Origin of the sequence: Paenibacillus sp. FSL M8-0212 (genome assembly GCF_038004645.1) — a bacterium.
GTDB lineage: Bacteria > Bacillota > Bacilli > Paenibacillales > Paenibacillaceae > Paenibacillus.
In genome coordinates, this window is record NZ_JBBORP010000001.1 from 3,730,665 (window position 1) to 3,747,896 (window position 17,232).

General features: G+C 43.3%; 13 protein-coding genes. 12 read left to right on the forward strand and 1 reads right to left on the reverse strand.

Translation table 11 applies throughout. The features are described 5' to 3' along the window. Positions 1–608: 608 nt before the first annotated feature. The 11 genes from MKX68_RS16500 to MKX68_RS28710 all read left to right on the forward strand — a co-directional run bounded on the left by MKX68_RS16500 (position 609) and on the right by MKX68_RS28710 (position 14,543). Positions 609–1,844 carry an S-layer homology domain-containing protein gene (locus MKX68_RS16500; protein WP_340913010.1) on the forward strand — a complete coding sequence of 412 codons (1,236 nt, stop codon included), beginning with the start codon at positions 609–611 and terminating at the stop codon, positions 1,842–1,844. A 14-nt stretch (positions 1,845–1,858) separates the two neighbouring features. After that, positions 1,859–5,224, forward strand: a complete 3,366-nt coding sequence (locus MKX68_RS16505) for a DUF5704 domain-containing protein (protein WP_340913012.1) — start codon at positions 1,859–1,861, stop codon at positions 5,222–5,224. A 175-nt stretch (positions 5,225–5,399) separates the two neighbouring features. Further along, positions 5,400–5,708, forward strand: coding sequence for a hypothetical protein (locus tag MKX68_RS16510; protein WP_340913014.1), 309 nt, complete (start codon positions 5,400–5,402; stop codon positions 5,706–5,708). Then, a complete protein-coding gene (locus MKX68_RS16515) occupies positions 5,665–6,978 on the forward strand; it encodes a lipase family protein (protein ID WP_405170643.1) in 1,314 nt (437 codons plus the stop codon). Before MKX68_RS16510 ends, MKX68_RS16515 begins: the two co-directional genes overlap by 44 nt. A 93-nt stretch (positions 6,979–7,071) precedes the next feature. Continuing rightward, positions 7,072–8,388 (forward strand): S-layer homology domain-containing protein, encoded by a 1,317-nt coding sequence (locus MKX68_RS16520; RefSeq protein WP_340913017.1) that lies wholly within the window; start codon positions 7,072–7,074, stop codon positions 8,386–8,388. Between the two features lie 35 nt (positions 8,389–8,423). Further along, positions 8,424–11,759 carry a DUF5704 domain-containing protein gene (locus tag MKX68_RS16525; RefSeq protein ID WP_340913018.1) on the forward strand — a complete coding sequence of 1,112 codons (3,336 nt, stop codon included), beginning with the start codon at positions 8,424–8,426 and terminating at the stop codon, positions 11,757–11,759. Positions 11,760–11,932: 173 nt separating this feature from the next. Then, the gene (locus MKX68_RS16530; RefSeq protein WP_340913021.1) at positions 11,933–12,214 is read left to right on the forward strand and encodes a hypothetical protein; all 282 of its coding nucleotides are present in this window, start codon (positions 11,933–11,935) and stop codon (positions 12,212–12,214) included. Positions 12,215–12,302: 88 nt separating this feature from the next. Further along, complete coding sequence (locus MKX68_RS16535) at positions 12,303–13,616, forward strand: lipase family protein (RefSeq protein WP_340913023.1); 1,314 nt, start codon at positions 12,303–12,305, stop codon at positions 13,614–13,616. 30 nt (positions 13,617–13,646) lie between these two features. Then, the gene (locus MKX68_RS16540; RefSeq protein ID WP_340913025.1) at positions 13,647–13,922 is read left to right on the forward strand and encodes a hypothetical protein; all 276 of its coding nucleotides are present in this window, start codon (positions 13,647–13,649) and stop codon (positions 13,920–13,922) included. 307 nt (positions 13,923–14,229) lie between these two features. Beyond that, positions 14,230–14,373: a helix-turn-helix transcriptional regulator gene (locus MKX68_RS16545; protein WP_340913027.1), complete on the forward strand. Its 144-nt coding sequence runs from the start codon at positions 14,230–14,232 to the stop codon at positions 14,371–14,373. A gap of 2 nt (positions 14,374–14,375) precedes the next feature. Further along, positions 14,376–14,543 (forward strand): helix-turn-helix domain-containing protein, encoded by a 168-nt coding sequence (locus MKX68_RS28710; RefSeq protein WP_445671076.1) that lies wholly within the window; start codon positions 14,376–14,378, stop codon positions 14,541–14,543. A gap of 178 nt (positions 14,544–14,721) precedes the next feature. Here MKX68_RS28710 and MKX68_RS16550 read toward each other — a convergent pair whose 3' ends face one another. After that, positions 14,722–15,042, reverse strand: coding sequence for a winged helix-turn-helix transcriptional regulator (locus tag MKX68_RS16550; protein ID WP_036605715.1), 321 nt, complete (start codon positions 15,040–15,042; stop codon positions 14,722–14,724). Positions 15,043–15,457: 415 nt separating this feature from the next. On the opposite strand from MKX68_RS16550, the gene zwf reads away from it, so the two are divergent. Beyond that, complete coding sequence (gene zwf / locus MKX68_RS16555) at positions 15,458–16,912, forward strand: glucose-6-phosphate dehydrogenase (protein ID WP_340913029.1); 1,455 nt, start codon at positions 15,458–15,460, stop codon at positions 16,910–16,912. Positions 16,913–17,232 lie beyond the last annotated feature (320 nt).

Sequence of the window (17,232 nt, forward strand, 5' to 3'; positions counted from 1 at the left end):
AATCTTTTGTTTTACTGCCTTAGAAGCTATGCAAACCTTTGGTGAGACGAACCATGGTTAGCCTTTGTCTCTCAACAATTAATAAAAGTCTGAGGTAGTCCTAGTCGCAATGGGAAGTTTTTATAAATATAAAAGTATCAAAATTAAATAATAGAATCAAAACTAAGAAACCTTTGAATGATGTTTATAAGCCATTCAAAGGTTTCTTACATTATGATGATGAGAGAGGCAAGCATATAAAAGCTTTGGGTATTCAAGTAAATCGGGGAGAGCGAGCAGGTATGTTAACTCCTGAAAAGTGAAGCTGAATGTATTCATAATAAGTTAATGTACTCCCACGGAGATATATCAAAAATGCTAGACAGATGGGAAGCATTATATCTGGATTCAGGGGGATTTACACAAGGGAGAATAAGTCTTAATACCTATGAATAGGCATCGTGTTATGGTAAAATATTCATGGAACTGGAATTGGATATATTCCTTAGTAAACTATTTTATTTAAGTAAGTCCTATATATTTGATAATAGCAAAATAGTAGATTCAAGAAAAAAGATACATAGGCATAAAGGTTCCACAGAAAACAATAAAAATGGAGCGTGAACGATTTGAAAAAAGTAACACAACTCATATTAAGCGGTGCATTGGTAATGGGGATATTCCCTTTCACCGGAAACACCAGTCAAGCAGCCGTTGTCTCATTTAAAGATGTGTCTACAAGCCATTGGGCGAAAGCATCCATCGATGCAGCTGTAGAAAAAGGCTACTTCAAAGGATTTAGTGATGGCACGTTTAAGCCTGGAGCAACAGTGACGCGGGCAGAATTTGCAGCATTGCTGGCCCGAGTCGCGAAAGGGACTCCAGAGACGGGGCAAGGTAATGTATTTAAGGATTTGACCGGTCACTGGAGTGAAACAGAAGTGAACCGTGCAGTATCTCTTGGATTTATTAACGTAAAGGATTATCCAAACGGCTTTAAGCCGAGTGCGATAATTACTCGTGAAGAGATGGCCAAGTGGATTAGTTCCGGATTAGCAGCTGCTGACAAAGACTTCGAACAAGCTCTGGAGGATACCAAGACATCTTTAATTCCTGTAAAAGAAGCATTCTCTCCAGGGATCTCTCAAAGTAAAGCACCTTATATAGCGGTAGCGATAGGAACCGGTATAATGACAGGATTTCCAGATCACTCTTTCGGTTTAAGTAAAACAACCACGCGTGCAGAAGCTTCGGTAATTCTATTGAGAATAGCCAATATGGAAGGCAAGAAGGCATCGTCGTTCGAAGCACTAAATGAAATCAGATCTGTCGGGGTAGCGAAATCTAATTTTAAAGAGATTACTCCATTTGAATTTACAACTGGTCGTGATTTTTCAGATGCAAGCGAGAAGAAAGTGACATTTAGCAATAAAAGTGGGAGTTTAGTTCTCCATCGGACCATAGCTGTTGACCCTACAGAATGGAATAATAAGAGGGGAGTATATGCCCCGTTCTTTATTTCCGAATCGGAAAAAGATTGGTATCAGTCTACTGCAAAAAGAAAAAATATTGTTGCCGTTTTTCAAGAAATAACAATTTATCCAAGCAAAAAAGGATTTAATCTGGATGACTATAGAGGTGGCTTAGCGAACTCGTTCTTTGGTCAAAGGCTAGATCAAGACATAACAAGGCAATTCGGATATAAAACTCTACCGTTTTCAAACGCTGAGAACTTTTTTTCGAATTATTCATCGAACAACGGAGTGCGGTTATGGATTGGTAAGTGGTACGACAAGAACTACAAAGGACTTGTGGCAAGGTTTAAAACAGATGATGGTTCAAGTGTGAGTATTTATGGGAGATGAGTGAAAGGCGATTTATGAAAAATAAAATTCTGCATATTATCTTAATTATGACTGTATTAATGGGACTTTACCCCCACGGTGTAGCGAGAGCTAGTGATTACCATTTCAATAAAGGTTATCCAAGTAATCTTGAGAAATTGATTGCTACTGATGCTCAAGGTAGATCAAGAGGAAAACAAAAAATAAAAGTACTTGTTACTGGGGAGAAAGATCCCAATCCTAAGGTGATATGGACACAGGGGGATGGGGAAATATGGTCCGCAACTGGAGAGTTACCAAGTAGTAGGGTCACTACGACAACACATTGGAACCAGGGTGGAACTCGTGGATATCCAGTCAGTGAGAGGTTTATTGACAAGATAGATGCTACTGTTTACGCTCCAGATTCTCTGGAAGATATCAATGGGAATGCGTTTGATAGAAGGTTTATGGATGATCTTGGAGTTAAAGATATTAACTATTTAGATGGCCCAGCATATGAACCTGGAAATGAAAAGCCGAGATTTACACAAGGTGATAAATTCATTGAGATTAACGTCTTTACAGGATATCCGAAACCATTCAGTGAAGAAAAAGATTATGGTACTAGACCTGACGGCAAAAAAAAATGGCAAGTAGCATATTGGACTCCATTGCATATTGATTATATAGCTCATGTTTATGAAACAAAAGAGATCCGGGTGAACTCGGATAACACATTGCAGGAGGGAGAAACGGTTCAGCTTGCTGCAGAAGTGCGCGAGATTGACTATCAAGGGAATACAACAGACTGGGTAAACGTCTCAACTCGTGAACAAACCGAATGGAAGACAGATAAAGAGAGTGTTGCAACAGTAAATTCCAACGGAGTAGTGAAGGCGGAAGGCAGAGGGACTGCAAAAATCACTGCTTTTTGGAAAAAAGGTCCGTATTATATTTGGGAAAACGTCACGATAACCGTAGGGGAAGATAACGAGATTCCAGAAGAACCTGTAACTGCATGTTCACAGCCCCAACCCGGACGGACATTAGAAGGCCAGATTATGGATCCAGTCGTTACAGCTATGATTAGGGCAGATCAACGGGGGAATGAACCTTTTGATGTTCTCAAGGGGATTCCCACCTCTGAAAGCCTCTATGGTAACGTATTTAGTCGAGATTATTTGTTTGAACATACCTTTGTACAGATGACGGGCACATGTACATATCAATTTGAAGTTGAGAAAATATGGAGCCTGAAGTGGGATCCGAAGAAGAAAGAGACCGATGCGGAGGGCAATGAGAGGGAAGTTCCAGATCCACAGGAAGCGGAAGAACCGGTTAGCAAACAATATACTGTTGAGCGTCCATACGCTTACTGGACGATCGATACGTTAAGTGTATACAGCATCGATGAGGCGACGCTAATCAATTATGCTTTTGGATCTGGACAAATCACGTTGCAACCCGAAGGATATGTCCCACCGGATTTTCAGGCGGAAACGACGGGGAATTATTATCCGCCACCCAATCCAGTCAAAGTCACAGCTCCGCCTGGCACAAAAACGGGAGGAAAGGATCGACCCTCCCCGCCCGATGAAGATCTACAAAGTGTGGCTGAGGATGCAGTCCCTGATGTAGAGGTAGAAAATGATGCCTTTTACTTTAATGGAGGTACGGTTATGGATCCGCAGCGGTCTCCTGAATCCGGCCCACAGCCCGGCGAAATTCCAGTTCCCGTGCAGATTGATGAGAATGTATTATATAGTCCCTATAACTATATTCCAATCAGTAAGGCGAACAAACAAAATACCATCAGCGAGGGTACCATTCGTTATACCTTAATGGATAACAGTGTGAATGGAGGCGATGACCAAGAGTTCGACATCGATGGTATCAACACCGTCACCGTCCATACCCCAGTCGTGAACTACTCGCTCGTATCGGATGATCAGCCGCATAACCAGAAAACGGTGCCGAACATGAGTCGGTCCGCGCTCATTTTGGAGCGACCGTTCACAGTTCGCATCCCGACCAGCGGACAGCATCTGGATGCGGGATCCTATCCCGGATATGGCGATCGGGATTATGCCAAGTATTATCGGATTAAACAAGTGCGGTTTCCTTTTGACGTGTACAGTGCCGACCGAACGCAATTTTATCCTCGAAACACGTGGATCGACATCCAAGTACCTGTGCTGGATACGACCTTCTATCTGCCCGTTTGGGTGGATGAAGGAGACTACCAGGTGCAATTCCGGAATATCGCTGAAAATGCCCCGTCGAATTTTAGTACCGAGCCGGAGATCGATGCCCAGCCCGATGCCAACACAGACCTGTACTACCACGCCGCTTCGGACGAAGTCTCCGTAGAGGTCATTGGGCGGCTATACGACTTTGAGATTACCGATATTGCCGACTATAACTGGGAGCTGGTCTTCCGACGTTTCAAAAACAGCCTTGCGCCGACCTGGATCAGTTACTGGACGGGTACGGAGGATATTGACGGAGATAAGCGGGGGAACAAACCCCAGTTTACCGTCCCGATTCGCCCGGGCAGTCACCCATTGCAAGGGTATCAGAATGTGGCGGTGAAAACGGGTTATCACTTCAAGTTTGATTTTAAAACGAAAGGCAACATGTTTGGCCCACGAGACGGCATACGTCTTACGCCAACCTTTGATTTTGTGAGTAAGGATGGCAGTACACGTGTGCCCGTGGATCTGTATTACTCCACCAACCAACGGAACTTTATTCGCATCGGTTCGACAGAAGATCAAGTGAAGCGGTTCGTGATTTTGAATGATCGGCTACGTCAAGTTCCGTCCGAACAACTGCGAGATACAGCGACGTACAAATACAACCGATATGGTGAAATCCATCCGGGGATGATGAGTGAACGAGCATATCAAGAGTACTATCGAGACAAATTCACGAAAATGAAAACTCCGGTAGGCGGATACAGCCTACTGCTTATGCCAGAGCAATTGCGAACGTTTATCGGTCCGAAAACGAATATTCCCACCACCGCCAGTGCAGATATACTGCGTGCGAATGCTTCAATACAGCAATGGTATGGCGAGTACAGTTTGCCCGCCGAGCCCTATGTGGTGCAAGCGGGAACAAACTTGGCTGAGTATGGACGTACGCATGGCGGACTGGATGCTAAATCGCCGATCTTCCTGAAGGATGGGTATATCGTGGTGAACTTTAACTTTGAGTCCATTCGAGAGGGAAATCTGGCGGCACCGCATCTGCAATATATCCATGCCCCACTGATGAATCAATGGTTGTTGGAAGGATTCCAGCGTGAGGTAGAGGATAGCTACGGAAACAGCTTTACGTTGCGGGACGGAGACGTGGTCTTTTACCATGCCGACCGCTCCAGCCGGGATGATTTCAGTGCGCAGGTACCGCATTAAAGAAAAAGCAAGTTAGTTTTAGGATTAGACCCTGATAGAAAAAATCCTTTTACAAGAGGATTTTTTCTATCTATTTACAAATAGAACAATAAAGTGAGGGATGGTTGTGTCCCGGATGATAAAGATAGTTACATTTATCATGATGATAGTTTTCATTTTAGGAGGGTGTTCAAGAGTGGATACAAAAGATAAAGATCAAGAAATTATAGATCGTTCGGAGGCCATTGCCATTCAGTATTTGAAAGAAACATATGACTTGGATGTGACAATTATAGAAAAGAAAATTTTGCCTAAAATGGCGATGAGCTGGGTTACCGTATCTGGACATGTAACAGATCATGAGAATCTTATCTTCAGTGTGTCAGTTGATTACGAGTCGAATGAAAAGGAATCTTTCAGTTTTAATACAGAATTAGAAGAGTTTTTAGTTAATAAGGGCTATGACCCATATATTAGAGATAGAGGTGGAAATAGTGGGAAATAGGGACATTAGTGATTTAACCTATAAAAAAATGTCGAGCGAAGCATACAATGATTTTAAGACTAATAAAATAGATAGTCTCCCAGGTTGGGAAATAATAGACCAAAAACATAATTCATCAGGTATGGATGCAGTGACCTTTTATAATCCTGATACAAAACAAGCGGTCGTTGCTTTCCGAGGAACGGAAGGCTCCAGTACCTTGGATAGAAAAGCTCCTGATTTAAAAGCGGATGTTCTAAATATTGGTTTTCCTGAAATTGGAGCAACGATCAATAGAGCATTTGACGATCTCCGATTTCCATTGGAAAAGGAAATTTCTAAAGGAATAGAAGACTCGTTAGGTCTATCTCAAGTTGAGAATTGGCTAGGAGATACTCAAAAAAACATCAGCAAGGGGCTGCGTTTTGAAAATCAGCTATATGAGGCTGAAGATTATGTGAAGGAGATGCAGAGCAAATATCCCGATGCAGACTTTACACTTACGGGGCATTCATTAGGCGGGGCAAATGCACAATATGCAGCGGTGTATACAGGACTGGATGCAGTCACGTTTAGTGCGCCTACCGTCGTGGCATCGTTAACACCAGAAATGCGTAGGAAAGCAGAAGAAGGTGCTTTCGATCGTCAGGTAACCAACTTCATTCATCCTGGGGATTTCATTGCAAGTGGTATGCTGGGAGGATATGAGAGGCACGTGGGTTCAACTCTCGTGATTGATAAAAATTATGACGATTTTAATGCTAGTTACGGTGCTGTGGACAAAATAAAGGATACACTGGGAGGGCCTTCATATCACGATATGAAGCATTATAGCTTCGATGACGATGGGTATATCGATAATACCTTGTATGATGAAATTACGGGAGAACGAGTGAGTTACTCTCCGCGGAAACCTTCGGATCATAACATCCTGGATCATGCACGTGAAGCATGGGATACCCTATCCAAAGGTTTCAAGTCGGTGGTTAACGTTGTAGGTGGGTACTCGGCAGGAACCATTGAGTTAACGCCAGAGGAACTGAAGGAGATTGCAGGGAAATGGAGTCGCCAAGCACAGGATATGAGCCGTACCTTTGAGCGAATCCAACGGAACTTTTTTGAGTACACCGAGAGCAGTCATAGTCAGCGGCTTGTGCCGATTGTATGGGATCTTCAGATGAGTATTAAGCAGTTAGATGAATGGCATCTGGAACATACATCGGATCTTGTAGATTATATCCAGAACAAGGCCGATTTGTTTATCCAGGCCGATAGTGGTGTGGGAGCTTAGTAGCTTTAAAGTTTGATCACTATACACATATAAACAGCAAGAATTTACATAACAAAGAAATTAACTATTCTTATTGAAATGAGGCCAACACAGATGAAAAAGAAAGTAATCGTCATGAGTACGATAATAGCTCTTTTAGCAGCGACAGTTCAGGTTCATGCGGAAACATCAATTTCCTTGGATGGTAGTTTAAATAGCAAGCCAATGAATTCAAATACAGATCGTGACGCGGGACAAAAAAAATCATTCAAGGATATTCAAGGGCATTGGGCAGTATCCAGTATTCAGGCAGCGGTGGATAAAGGGATTGTTAGTGGTTATCCCAATGGCATGTTTTATCCAGAAAATAAAGTAACGCGTGCAGAGTTTCTAAAGCTCATAGTTAGTTCACTGGGCCATGAGGCAGAGCCTACAAAGACCAATATGCAGTGGTATGATCCATATGTCACATCTGCCAAAGTCAATAAATTGTATGTTGAATCCGATTTTCCATCCTCAGATTGGTCTAAACCCATGACGCGCATGGAAATGGTACACGTGGCGGCACGGGCCATTGGGAAGATTGGTACAGATGATTATGATTTTCTATATCTTGCTGTAAAAAATGGGTTACTTTCGGGTACGGGAAACGGAAAGCTTGATCCCGAGGGTACAACCACTCGTGCTCAAGCGTTAACTGTTGTAGACCGAATTGGTAAAGTGCGAAGTGGACAGACACTGAAAGTAGATACAGTAGCTTTAAAGAATGCAGAAAAAGCGAAGAATGCGGAGCGGGATCCGTGGGGGCGGCTTATTCGAACCACCAATTTGCCTAAAAATGCAAAAGATTTCCCTTATATTTTGGAAGAGTATCCGAATGAGATGTATGAGATGAAACCCAATATTATTGTAGATACGACTTCTGCCCAACTAGCCAAGATGGATAGAAACTTTAACAATAAGGCTCTAATGGATCAATGGAAACAAACAACGGAGAATTACTATAACTTGATGCTTAACGTAGACTACAGAACAATTGATGAAGAATGGGCCAATACATTATTTACATATCACAATCAGGCTTTCAGGGTGGTACTTGCGGATATGAGACGATATGTGAAGTGGGTTAAGGAAAACAAAATCATCATGACAGGGTCTTTGGTAGCAGAACCTTCTATGGTGACTGATGCGGATAAGTTAGCTGGTTATTTTATTCGAACTAGGTTTAGTTTTGAGATCAAATCTTACATTAAATACGAAAACATCATATTTGATGAACGTTTCATAGATGCTGATACCTTTAAAAAAGGAAAAAAATATGCAGGATATGCAGATATTCCGTTATCTACGAATTCAAATACGTATGATTTGAAGGTCAGTGGCATGGCTACACTATTTAGTGACAACTCTATAGTACGTGAAGTGAAATGAAGAAGCTTCTCAAGAGATTCGTCTTATGTTTTTTGATGGTTTCATTAATAATAGAATTACTGGTTGTGTTCAGTATCAAACCTGCAGCATATGCTGCAGATGATATTCAATTTGAGCCGTCAGGTTCAATTAAATTTAGTACAACCTCAACAGGAGCAACCACATCCATTCGGTATAAAACGGTCGGATTCACAATAGCTCGTAATGCAAGATGCACCTCAACCAATTGTGCCCCTCAACAAGGGGGGCCGCATGGTGTAGTCAGAATTACTCAGGTAGGAGAAGTACATAACACCAATGGAACGGTTACTACATATTTCAATATTCCTGTTAATCAAGTGAATGATGCTTTAGAAGCTGCTGGACTCGAGAAGATAACCAATGGTGGACAGATTTGGTTAAGCTCTATATTTCATGTTATTAACGGATCTAGACCTAATACGGATTTCGTGACTCTTCAGAGTATAAAGAATGCTGAAAGTTGGGCTGACCCAAGTAAGTTCAGACAGTACTATGATATTCCTGTAAAAGTGAATGGATACTATCCAGTTACCAAGATATATCGAACTAGTGAAGGCATAGAGATGTATTCTGCAAAAGTAGAGAGCGACATTGAAGATGTAGATAAAAATTGGCCAGTAGGTAAACCAGTAGATACAGTAATGTTAGATAAAACTTATCCGTTTCAAGGTGATACCTATAAGCTAGTGAAGTCGTATGTTCAGTCTAAACGGAAGTTAAATGAGCAGAATTTTGTACAAACGGGTGATCCAGAGAGAAATGCAAAGTTATCAGAAAGAAATTTTACAAATTATCTTGGAGGTACGAATGTAGTAGGTGTATATCGTAAAGTAACGACAGTTATTCCTGATGATCCTATCCCGGACGGGAAGGCAGCCTGCAAACCTAACATTAATCCACCGAACGAGATAGCTTCACCGCAAGTAGAATATATGGATCCGGGTGCTCAAGGGCATATTCTGGCGGATGACCCAACTAACGACATACATTTTGATGCTACGCTGGGGATACCAACCTCGGAGCATCTGTATGCCAACACCTGGGCGATGAACTATTTGTTCCAGCATACCTTTGGCAAACAGAAAGGTACCATTACCTATGATTGTACCGCCGATATTACCTATGCCCGCACTTGGAAGGTTAAACAACCAGCCCTACCGGGACCTAATGGCACAACGATTCCGCAACCAGATACTCAAGGTTCCGATGAATATCCACACCAGTACAAGTTCAGCTTTGAGAGGAATTACAGCTACTGGAAGATCAATAACGTTGAACTGTATTCCATTGAGCAAGCCGAAATGGAGAATTATGCTCTCCCTGATGGTGGTCGGATCACGCTCTGGCCTCAGGAGTATACAGCGCCCGACCTGGAGATGGAGCATGATGAGGAGGTGGAGATTCATGTGATACCGCAGGAAACGGGGGAGATTAGCTTCGTTCCCGACGTGGTGGCAGGCGATGGATATGAGCCGCCTGAAGTACCGGATGATACAGAACTGCTTAAAGGCATAGCTGAGGGTCAAACGGGCCCGCCTGATGTGAAGAACGATGCACTTGACTTTACGTGGGAAGGTTCAACCACGAAGGTAATGGATGGCAGCACTGTCGTTGAAAACGGACCGGATCCGGCGCAAATCCCAGCACCGACCAAGATCGGTTCGTATAAAAACACCGGAGAGCAGGTGCTGTACGCAGATCAGCTGTTAATCCCCCAGGACCGCTTGAACAGGGCGAATACAGAGTCGACGGGGGAGATTGAGTATGCGCTTCATCCTACAACCTTGGGAGGCAGCCAAGGAATGACTTTTCCGATCAATTCCATTAACATGGTCACCGTCCATACCCCGGTTGTGAACTACTCGCTTGTCTCGGATGATCAGCCACATAACCAGAAAACGGTGCCGAACATGAGTCGGTCTGCGCTCATTTTGGAGCGACCGTTCACAGTTCGCATCCCGACCAGCGGACAACATCTGGATGCGGGATCCTACCCGGGATATGGCGATCGGGATTACGCTAAATATTATCGGATCAAACAAGTGCGGTTTCCTTTTGACGTGTACAGTGCCGACCGAACGCAATTTTATCCACGAAATACGTGGATTGATGTTCAGGTCCCGGTACTGGATACGACCTTCTATCTGCCGGTGTGGGTGGATGAAGGAGACTACCAAGTGGAATTCCGGAATATCGCTGAAAATGCCCCGTCGAATTTTAGCACCCAGCCGAAGATCGACGCCCAGCCCGATGCCAACACAGACCTGTACTATCACGCCGCTTCGGACGAAGTATCTGTGGAGGTCATTGGGCGACTATACGACTTTGAGATTACCGATATCGCCGATTATAATTGGGAGCTGGTCTTCCGCCGTTTCAAAAATAGCCTTGCGCCAACCTGGATCAGTTACTGGACCGGCACGCAGGATATTGACGGAGATAAGCGGGGGAACAAACCTCAGTTTACCGTCCCAATTCGTCCGGGCAGTCACCCGCTGCAAGGGTACCAAAATGTGGCGGTGAAGACGGGATATCACTTCAAGTTTGACTTTAAAACAAAAGGCAACATGTTCGGCCCGCGAGATGGCATTCGTCTCACGCCAACCTTTGATTTTGTGAGTAAGGATGGAAGTACGCGTGTGCCCGTGGATCTGTATTACTCCACCAACCAACGGAACTTTATTCGCATCGGTTCGACAGAAGATCAAGTGAAACGATTTGTGATTCTGAATGATCGGCTACGTCAAGTTCCGTCCGAACAACTACGAGATACAGCGACGTACAAATACAACCGATATGGTGAAATCCATCCGGGGATGATGAGTGAACGAGCGTATCAAGAGTACTATCGAGACAAGTTCACGAAAATGAAAACTCCGGTAGGCGGATACAGCCTACTCTTGATACCAGAACAGTTGCGGACATTTATCGGTCCGAAAACGAATATTCCCACCACCGCCAGTGCAGATGTCCTGCGTGCGAATGCAGCCATTCAACAATGGTACGGGGAATACAGTCTACCTGCTGAGCCCTATGTGGTACAAGCGGGAACAAACTTGGCTGAGTATGGACGTACGCATGGCGGATTGGATGCTAAATCGCCGATCTTCCTGAAGGATGGGTATGTCGTGGTGAACTTCAACTTTGAGTCCATTCGAGAGGGAAATCTGGCAGCACCGCATCTGCAGTATATCCATGCTCCACTGATGAATCAATGGTTGCTGGAAGGATTCCAGCGTGAGGTAGAGGATAGCTACGGAAACAGCTTTACATTGCGGGATGGAGACGTGGTCTTCTACCATGCGGATCGCTCCAGCCGGGATGATTTCAGTGCGCAGGTACCGCATTAAGAAATAAAGGTAATATTTAAATAGTGAAATGATCGAAGAAAGCTATTTATCGAGCATTCTTCGATCTGTTTCGCAATAATATAACGATAAAGTGAGGGATGGTCATGTCCCGGATAATTAAGAGTGTCGTATTTGCCACAATGATCATTGGGATATTGGGAGGGTGTTCAGGAGTGAATAAAGAAGATCAGGATCAAGAAATTATAGACCGTTCGGAAGCAGTCGCTATTCAATTTCTAAAAGACTCTTACAATTTGGAGGTGACCATTACAAGGAGACAGATGCTCCCTAAAATGGCTATAGCTCGCGTGACAATATATGGTTATGTAACAGGACATAAAGATCAACATTTTAATGTCTCAGTAAATTATGAATCAAATGTAGCGGAATTACTCTCGTTCAGCAAAGAATTTCATAATATGCTTAACAAACGGGGATTCGACCCCTATAACTGAGATGTTTTATTTTTTTGTTTATGCTAGGGGGTATTAAGAGTAAGGGGAAGTGTCTATAGCTCTATTCTATTTGGAGGCCGCTTTAAGAATGAGTAAGGATAATAGTGGAAAAAGTAAAATAGAGCTAACGGATCAGGTTTATCAGAAAATGTCTGAAGCAGCTTATAGTGATTATGTAACAGGAGAAGAAATTAGAATACTCCCTGGATGGGAAGTACTAGATCAGAAACATAACACATCAGGAATGGATGCTGTTACTTTTTATAATCCTGAAACCAAACAAGCCGTCATTGCTTTCCGGGGAACCGAGGGAAGTGCTCCTCTTGAGAGGGCGTACCCTGATCTAAAAACGGACGTTCTAAATATTGGTCTACCCGAAATAAAAGCTACGTTTGATAGAAAATATAATCCATGGCCTGAATCCTGGGGGGGAGTTATTCAGGGCACCGAAGATGCACTAGGAATTACTTGGCTTAACAATTTAATGGGAGATACTCGAAAGAGAATGAGTAAAGATATTGGACCCGATAATCAGTTATACGAAGCGGAAGATTATGTGAAGGAACTGCAGGGCAAGTATCCGGATGCAGATTTCACACTCACGGGCCATTCTCTAGGCGGGGCCAATGCGCAATATGCAGCAGTGTACACGGGGCTCGACGCGGTCACTTTTAGTGCACCAACAGTTGTGGCCGCATTGACGCCAGAGATGAGAAGGAGAGCCGAGGAAGGGGCGTTCGATGGACAAGTGACCAATTTTATACATCCTGGCGATGGAATTGCGAGTGGTCTCTTTAAGGGTTATGAGCGGCATGTGGGATCTACGCTTCTTATTAATTCAAATTATGCAGATGCAAATGATAACTATGGGATGAATGTTTGGGCCAAGGTTAGGGATACATTATTTGAGGATGGCCCTGGATTTCACGATATGAAGCATTACAGCTTCGATGACGATGGATATATCGATAATACCTTGTATGATGAAATTACGGGAGAACGAGTGAGTTACTCTCCGCGAAAACCTTCGGATCATAACATCCTGGATCATGCACGTGAAGCATGGGATACCCTATCCAAAGGTTTCAAGTCTGTGGTTAACGTTGTAGGTGGGTATTCGTCAGGAACCATCGAGTTAACGCCAGAAGAATTGAAGGAGATTGCAGGGAAATGGAGTCGCCAAGCACAGGATATGAGCCGTACCTTCGAGCGAATCCAACGGAACTTTTTTGAGTACACCGAGAGCAGTCATAGTCAGCGGCTTGTGCCGATTGTATGGGATCTTCAGATGAGTATTAAGCAGTTAGATGAATGGCATCTGGAACATACCACTGATCTTGTAGATTATATTCAGAACAAGGCGGATCTATTTATCCAGGCCGATAGTGGAACAGTAGCTTAACGAACATGGGTAGAAAGGCAGGAAGATGTAATGAGTGGAAGCGGTATAGCCATGGACTTGGATCAGTTATTACAGGCAGAACAAGAGTTGGATCTTATCCTTAGCGAATTGAGAGAAAACGAGAGAGAAGCACGTGTATTGTATGGGAAGTTGAACACCTGGAAGGGACAATCAGCCGATAAACTTCGAATCAAGGTGGAAGTATTCTTCTATCAGCTGGATACTCGGACACAGTTACTCCTCAAACAAAAACAAGAAATGTTAGATGCGATCAAGAGAATAAAGGATGCTGATGGAAGCTATTAAAAGTATATTGAGATTTTTATTTTTACATAAAAGTTTGTTTTAATCTTGAAATAATGATCTAATCCAAAAAAATAGTCATTGTTATGAGTATCTAAAGATGCCACCTCACGTAATAGTGAAGTGGCATCTTTTTGCTACGTTTGTTGCGTCTACAACTCCAAAAATCAATTAACCCGGAACCTTCATCCGATTATCTTCGAGAACGCTTCCAGATAATAATCCCTTTGACGATAATCAACAGAAAGATGGAGTAGATGAAACGCTTTCGCAGCTAGCGGATTCACGTCATTTGAGGCACTCGAAGAAGATGATGCAATGGGTTGAAGAGCATTTCAAATATGAGATCAGATTGGACCAGATAGCGGCAGATGTTCATCTGTCCAAATCGTATGCTTCCCGCATTTTTCATCAAAAGACAGGTAGCAGCATTACGGAATACGTCAAAGTTTGAATGTGCAGTATGCCTACTCGCTCCTTGAGACAACAACACTTTCGGTTGACGAGAATGGCAGACGTGCAGGATTTTCAAGTGGATCGTATTTCATCCAGTTATTTTGCAAATCTGCCGGGACGACCCCGCTGCAGTATCGACAACAATTTGAACAGAGCAGTAAGCATTAATTTGAATTATAAAAAATAGCGTTATTACGTCTTTATATACAATTAGTATTCACCGTTTGAAGTGAAAAAATCCCGAATGTGGAGTGCACTAGCCAGTTGCTAAATGCGATACTCCACCTCCGGGATTGCAACAGCGGTAACCTTCAAGCTAAATAAACCTTAAGGATTCCTCAAGTTGTTACAGCCACTTATCAGCCCAACGTTCCACGGCGCTTAGCGCCCTCCCCAGTTCCGTTCCTTTTCGTGACAACATATATTCAGTTCGAACTGGACGTTCCGTGACCACATGGCGAACCACAAGTCCTTCTTCCTCCAATTCCTTCATTCGCTCATTTAACACACGTTTGCTCAAGTCAGGGATATAAGCGTGAATCTCACTGAAGCGTTTGGGTTCCTCCATCAACGCATGGATAATGAGGGCTACCCATTTTCGGCCAATGATTTGATAAGATTGTTCCACTTTTGTACATATCTGCTTGGCATTCTCATCATCGCTCATGATTGTACTCCTTTGATTTAGTATTGCTTGTAATATCATTAGTATACTTATTGTAACCTACTTGTCCACAGGCCATATGTGTAAAATGTCACATACCAATTGTTCTTAATGTTACCACATAAAGCGTTATCATCAAATAAAAACCCTATAAACACTGGAGTTCACAGGTTCGACACGATTGTTGACGAATTGTGACGACAGGTGTAATATGGGTAACGTTAATTCAAATGGTTACAATTTATAACCTATAAACAGGTTGTGGAGAGAAGGAATGTTCCATGGTTGAATTCAGGTGCGTTATATAAACGGAGGCAAGGCGGGGAACACACCCACTTATTCCGTCTTTTGTCATGCTTGGATTTGAACATTTTGCAACATCATATACTATACTGCACAGATCACAGGAGGCACTCCAATGGATGCAATGACATTTGTCCTGTTCGGGGCAACAGGCGATTTAGCCAAACGCAAGATTTACCCTGCATTATATAACTTGTACATGGATCAGAAAATGCCGAAATCTTTCTCCGTTATCGGATTGGGACGACGTGAATTGTCGGATATGGACTTCCAGGCCAATGTTGAAAAGTCACTGCGCGAATTCTCACGTCAGACGCCAGAAGAAGCATCTCAGGTTCGTGATTTCATTGGAGCTTTCCGTTATTGTTCTTTAAATAATACGAAGCTTGAAGATTACACCAAACTGTTGGAGTTGGTTCAACAGCGTGAACAAGAGCTTAACATTCCCGAAAACCGCATGTTCTACATGTCGGTGGCACCGGAATTCTTTGAGCCAATCGCATTAAACATTCAAGAAAGTGGCCTGGGTAACACCAAAGGCTGGAAGAAACTGATTATCGAAAAACCATTCGGACACGATCTGCAATCGGCTCGTGATCTGAACGAAAAACTGAGCAATACCTTTGCGGAAGAAGAGATCTATCGCATTGACCATTTCCTCGGTAAACCGATGGTTCAAAATATTGAGACGCTCACCTATGCAAATCCGGTAATTCAGGCGTTGTGGTCTAACCGTTATATTGCCAATGTACAAATCACGGCAAGTGAGACGGTGGGTGTTGAAGAACGTGCCGCGTATTACGACCAAAGCGGTGCCCTTCGTGACATGTTCCAGAACCATATGCTTCAGTTGCTGATGATGATTGGTTTACATTTGCCAAAACGTTGCACACCGGAAGAAATTCAATTCAAAAAACAAAAAATTGCTGAAGCACTTCGTCCGTTGACGAAAGAAAATATCACTTCTGAAGTTGTTCGTGCGCAATATGCAGAAGGTGAACTGCAAGGATCTTCAGTTGTTGGATATCTGGACGAGCCTGGCATCCCAGCCGGATCTCAGAACGAGACCTATGTTGCCGCAAGACTTTGGATCGATGATCCGTTCTGGAGCGAGGTTCCATTTTATATCCGTACAGGTAAACGCCTGGCTGAGAAATCCACCAGAATCGTTGTTGAATTCAAGTCTCCACTCAAAACGGGGCATGAATCCGAGAATACAACGGAACCTAACCTGCTTACGATTGAAATTGGTCCGGGAGAAAGTATTTCCCTTCAATTAAATGCGAAAAATCCATTGAACCATGGTGAAGTGGAACCAATGCATATGACCTTCAACTCAGGTAAACGTAACATCCCTGAAGCCTACGAGAATCTGATCTTTGATGCGATGCGTGGAGATTCCACCTTCTTCGCTCATTGGAACGAAGTGGAGCTGGCATGGCAATGGGTGCAACCGATTCAGGAAGTATTCGAAGCAGGCAGTGTGCCACTGGATACGTACAGCGCAGGTTCGCATGGACCAGAGTCAGCAGATCGCCTGACAGCAGCAGACGGCTACCGTTGGTGGTAAGTGAAACGAAAAAGTGAGCACAAGAGAACAGAATAGTAAAGACAACAGTACAATCCGTTCTGCTCACCCATGAACATTTTGCACAATCCAAATGCTTCTTCCAAGTCAACAGGATATAGAACGAGATGTTTTATTACCTTAGAGCTTGAACTCAGAAGCGAGTTGGATCGAAGGTAAATTGTTGATATAACACAGTATCTATTACGAATTATACCGTTCCAATTTTGCATAAGCCCTTCCGGTTATGTTTGCCGGAAGGCCGTGAAAATTTTTGAATATAGATTAGCTGTTCAGTTTTGAAAATGGGTTGGCTTAAACGC

What these genes read in the sequence shown, in the direction of transcription:
- MKX68_RS16545 (WP_340913027.1), top strand. Translation starts at nt 14,230, where the DNA reads ATGATGCAATGGGTTGAAGAGCATTTCAAATATGAGATCAGATTGGAC.
- MKX68_RS16525 (WP_340913018.1), top strand. Translation starts at nt 8,424, where the DNA reads ATGGTTTCATTAATAATAGAATTACTGGTTGTGTTCAGTATCAAACCT.
- MKX68_RS16505 (WP_340913012.1), top strand. Translation starts at nt 1,859, where the DNA reads ATGAAAAATAAAATTCTGCATATTATCTTAATTATGACTGTATTAATG.
- MKX68_RS16550 (WP_036605715.1), bottom strand. Translation starts at nt 15,042, where the DNA reads ATGAGCGATGATGAGAATGCCAAGCAGATATGTACAAAAGTGGAACAA.
- MKX68_RS16535 (WP_340913023.1), top strand. Translation starts at nt 12,303, where the DNA reads ATGAGTAAGGATAATAGTGGAAAAAGTAAAATAGAGCTAACGGATCAG.
- MKX68_RS16520 (WP_340913017.1), top strand. Translation starts at nt 7,072, where the DNA reads ATGAAAAAGAAAGTAATCGTCATGAGTACGATAATAGCTCTTTTAGCA.
- zwf (WP_340913029.1), top strand. Translation starts at nt 15,458, where the DNA reads ATGGATGCAATGACATTTGTCCTGTTCGGGGCAACAGGCGATTTAGCC.
- MKX68_RS16515 (WP_405170643.1), top strand. Translation starts at nt 5,665, where the DNA reads ATGACCCATATATTAGAGATAGAGGTGGAAATAGTGGGAAATAGGGAC.
- MKX68_RS16540 (WP_340913025.1), top strand. Translation starts at nt 13,647, where the DNA reads ATGAGTGGAAGCGGTATAGCCATGGACTTGGATCAGTTATTACAGGCA.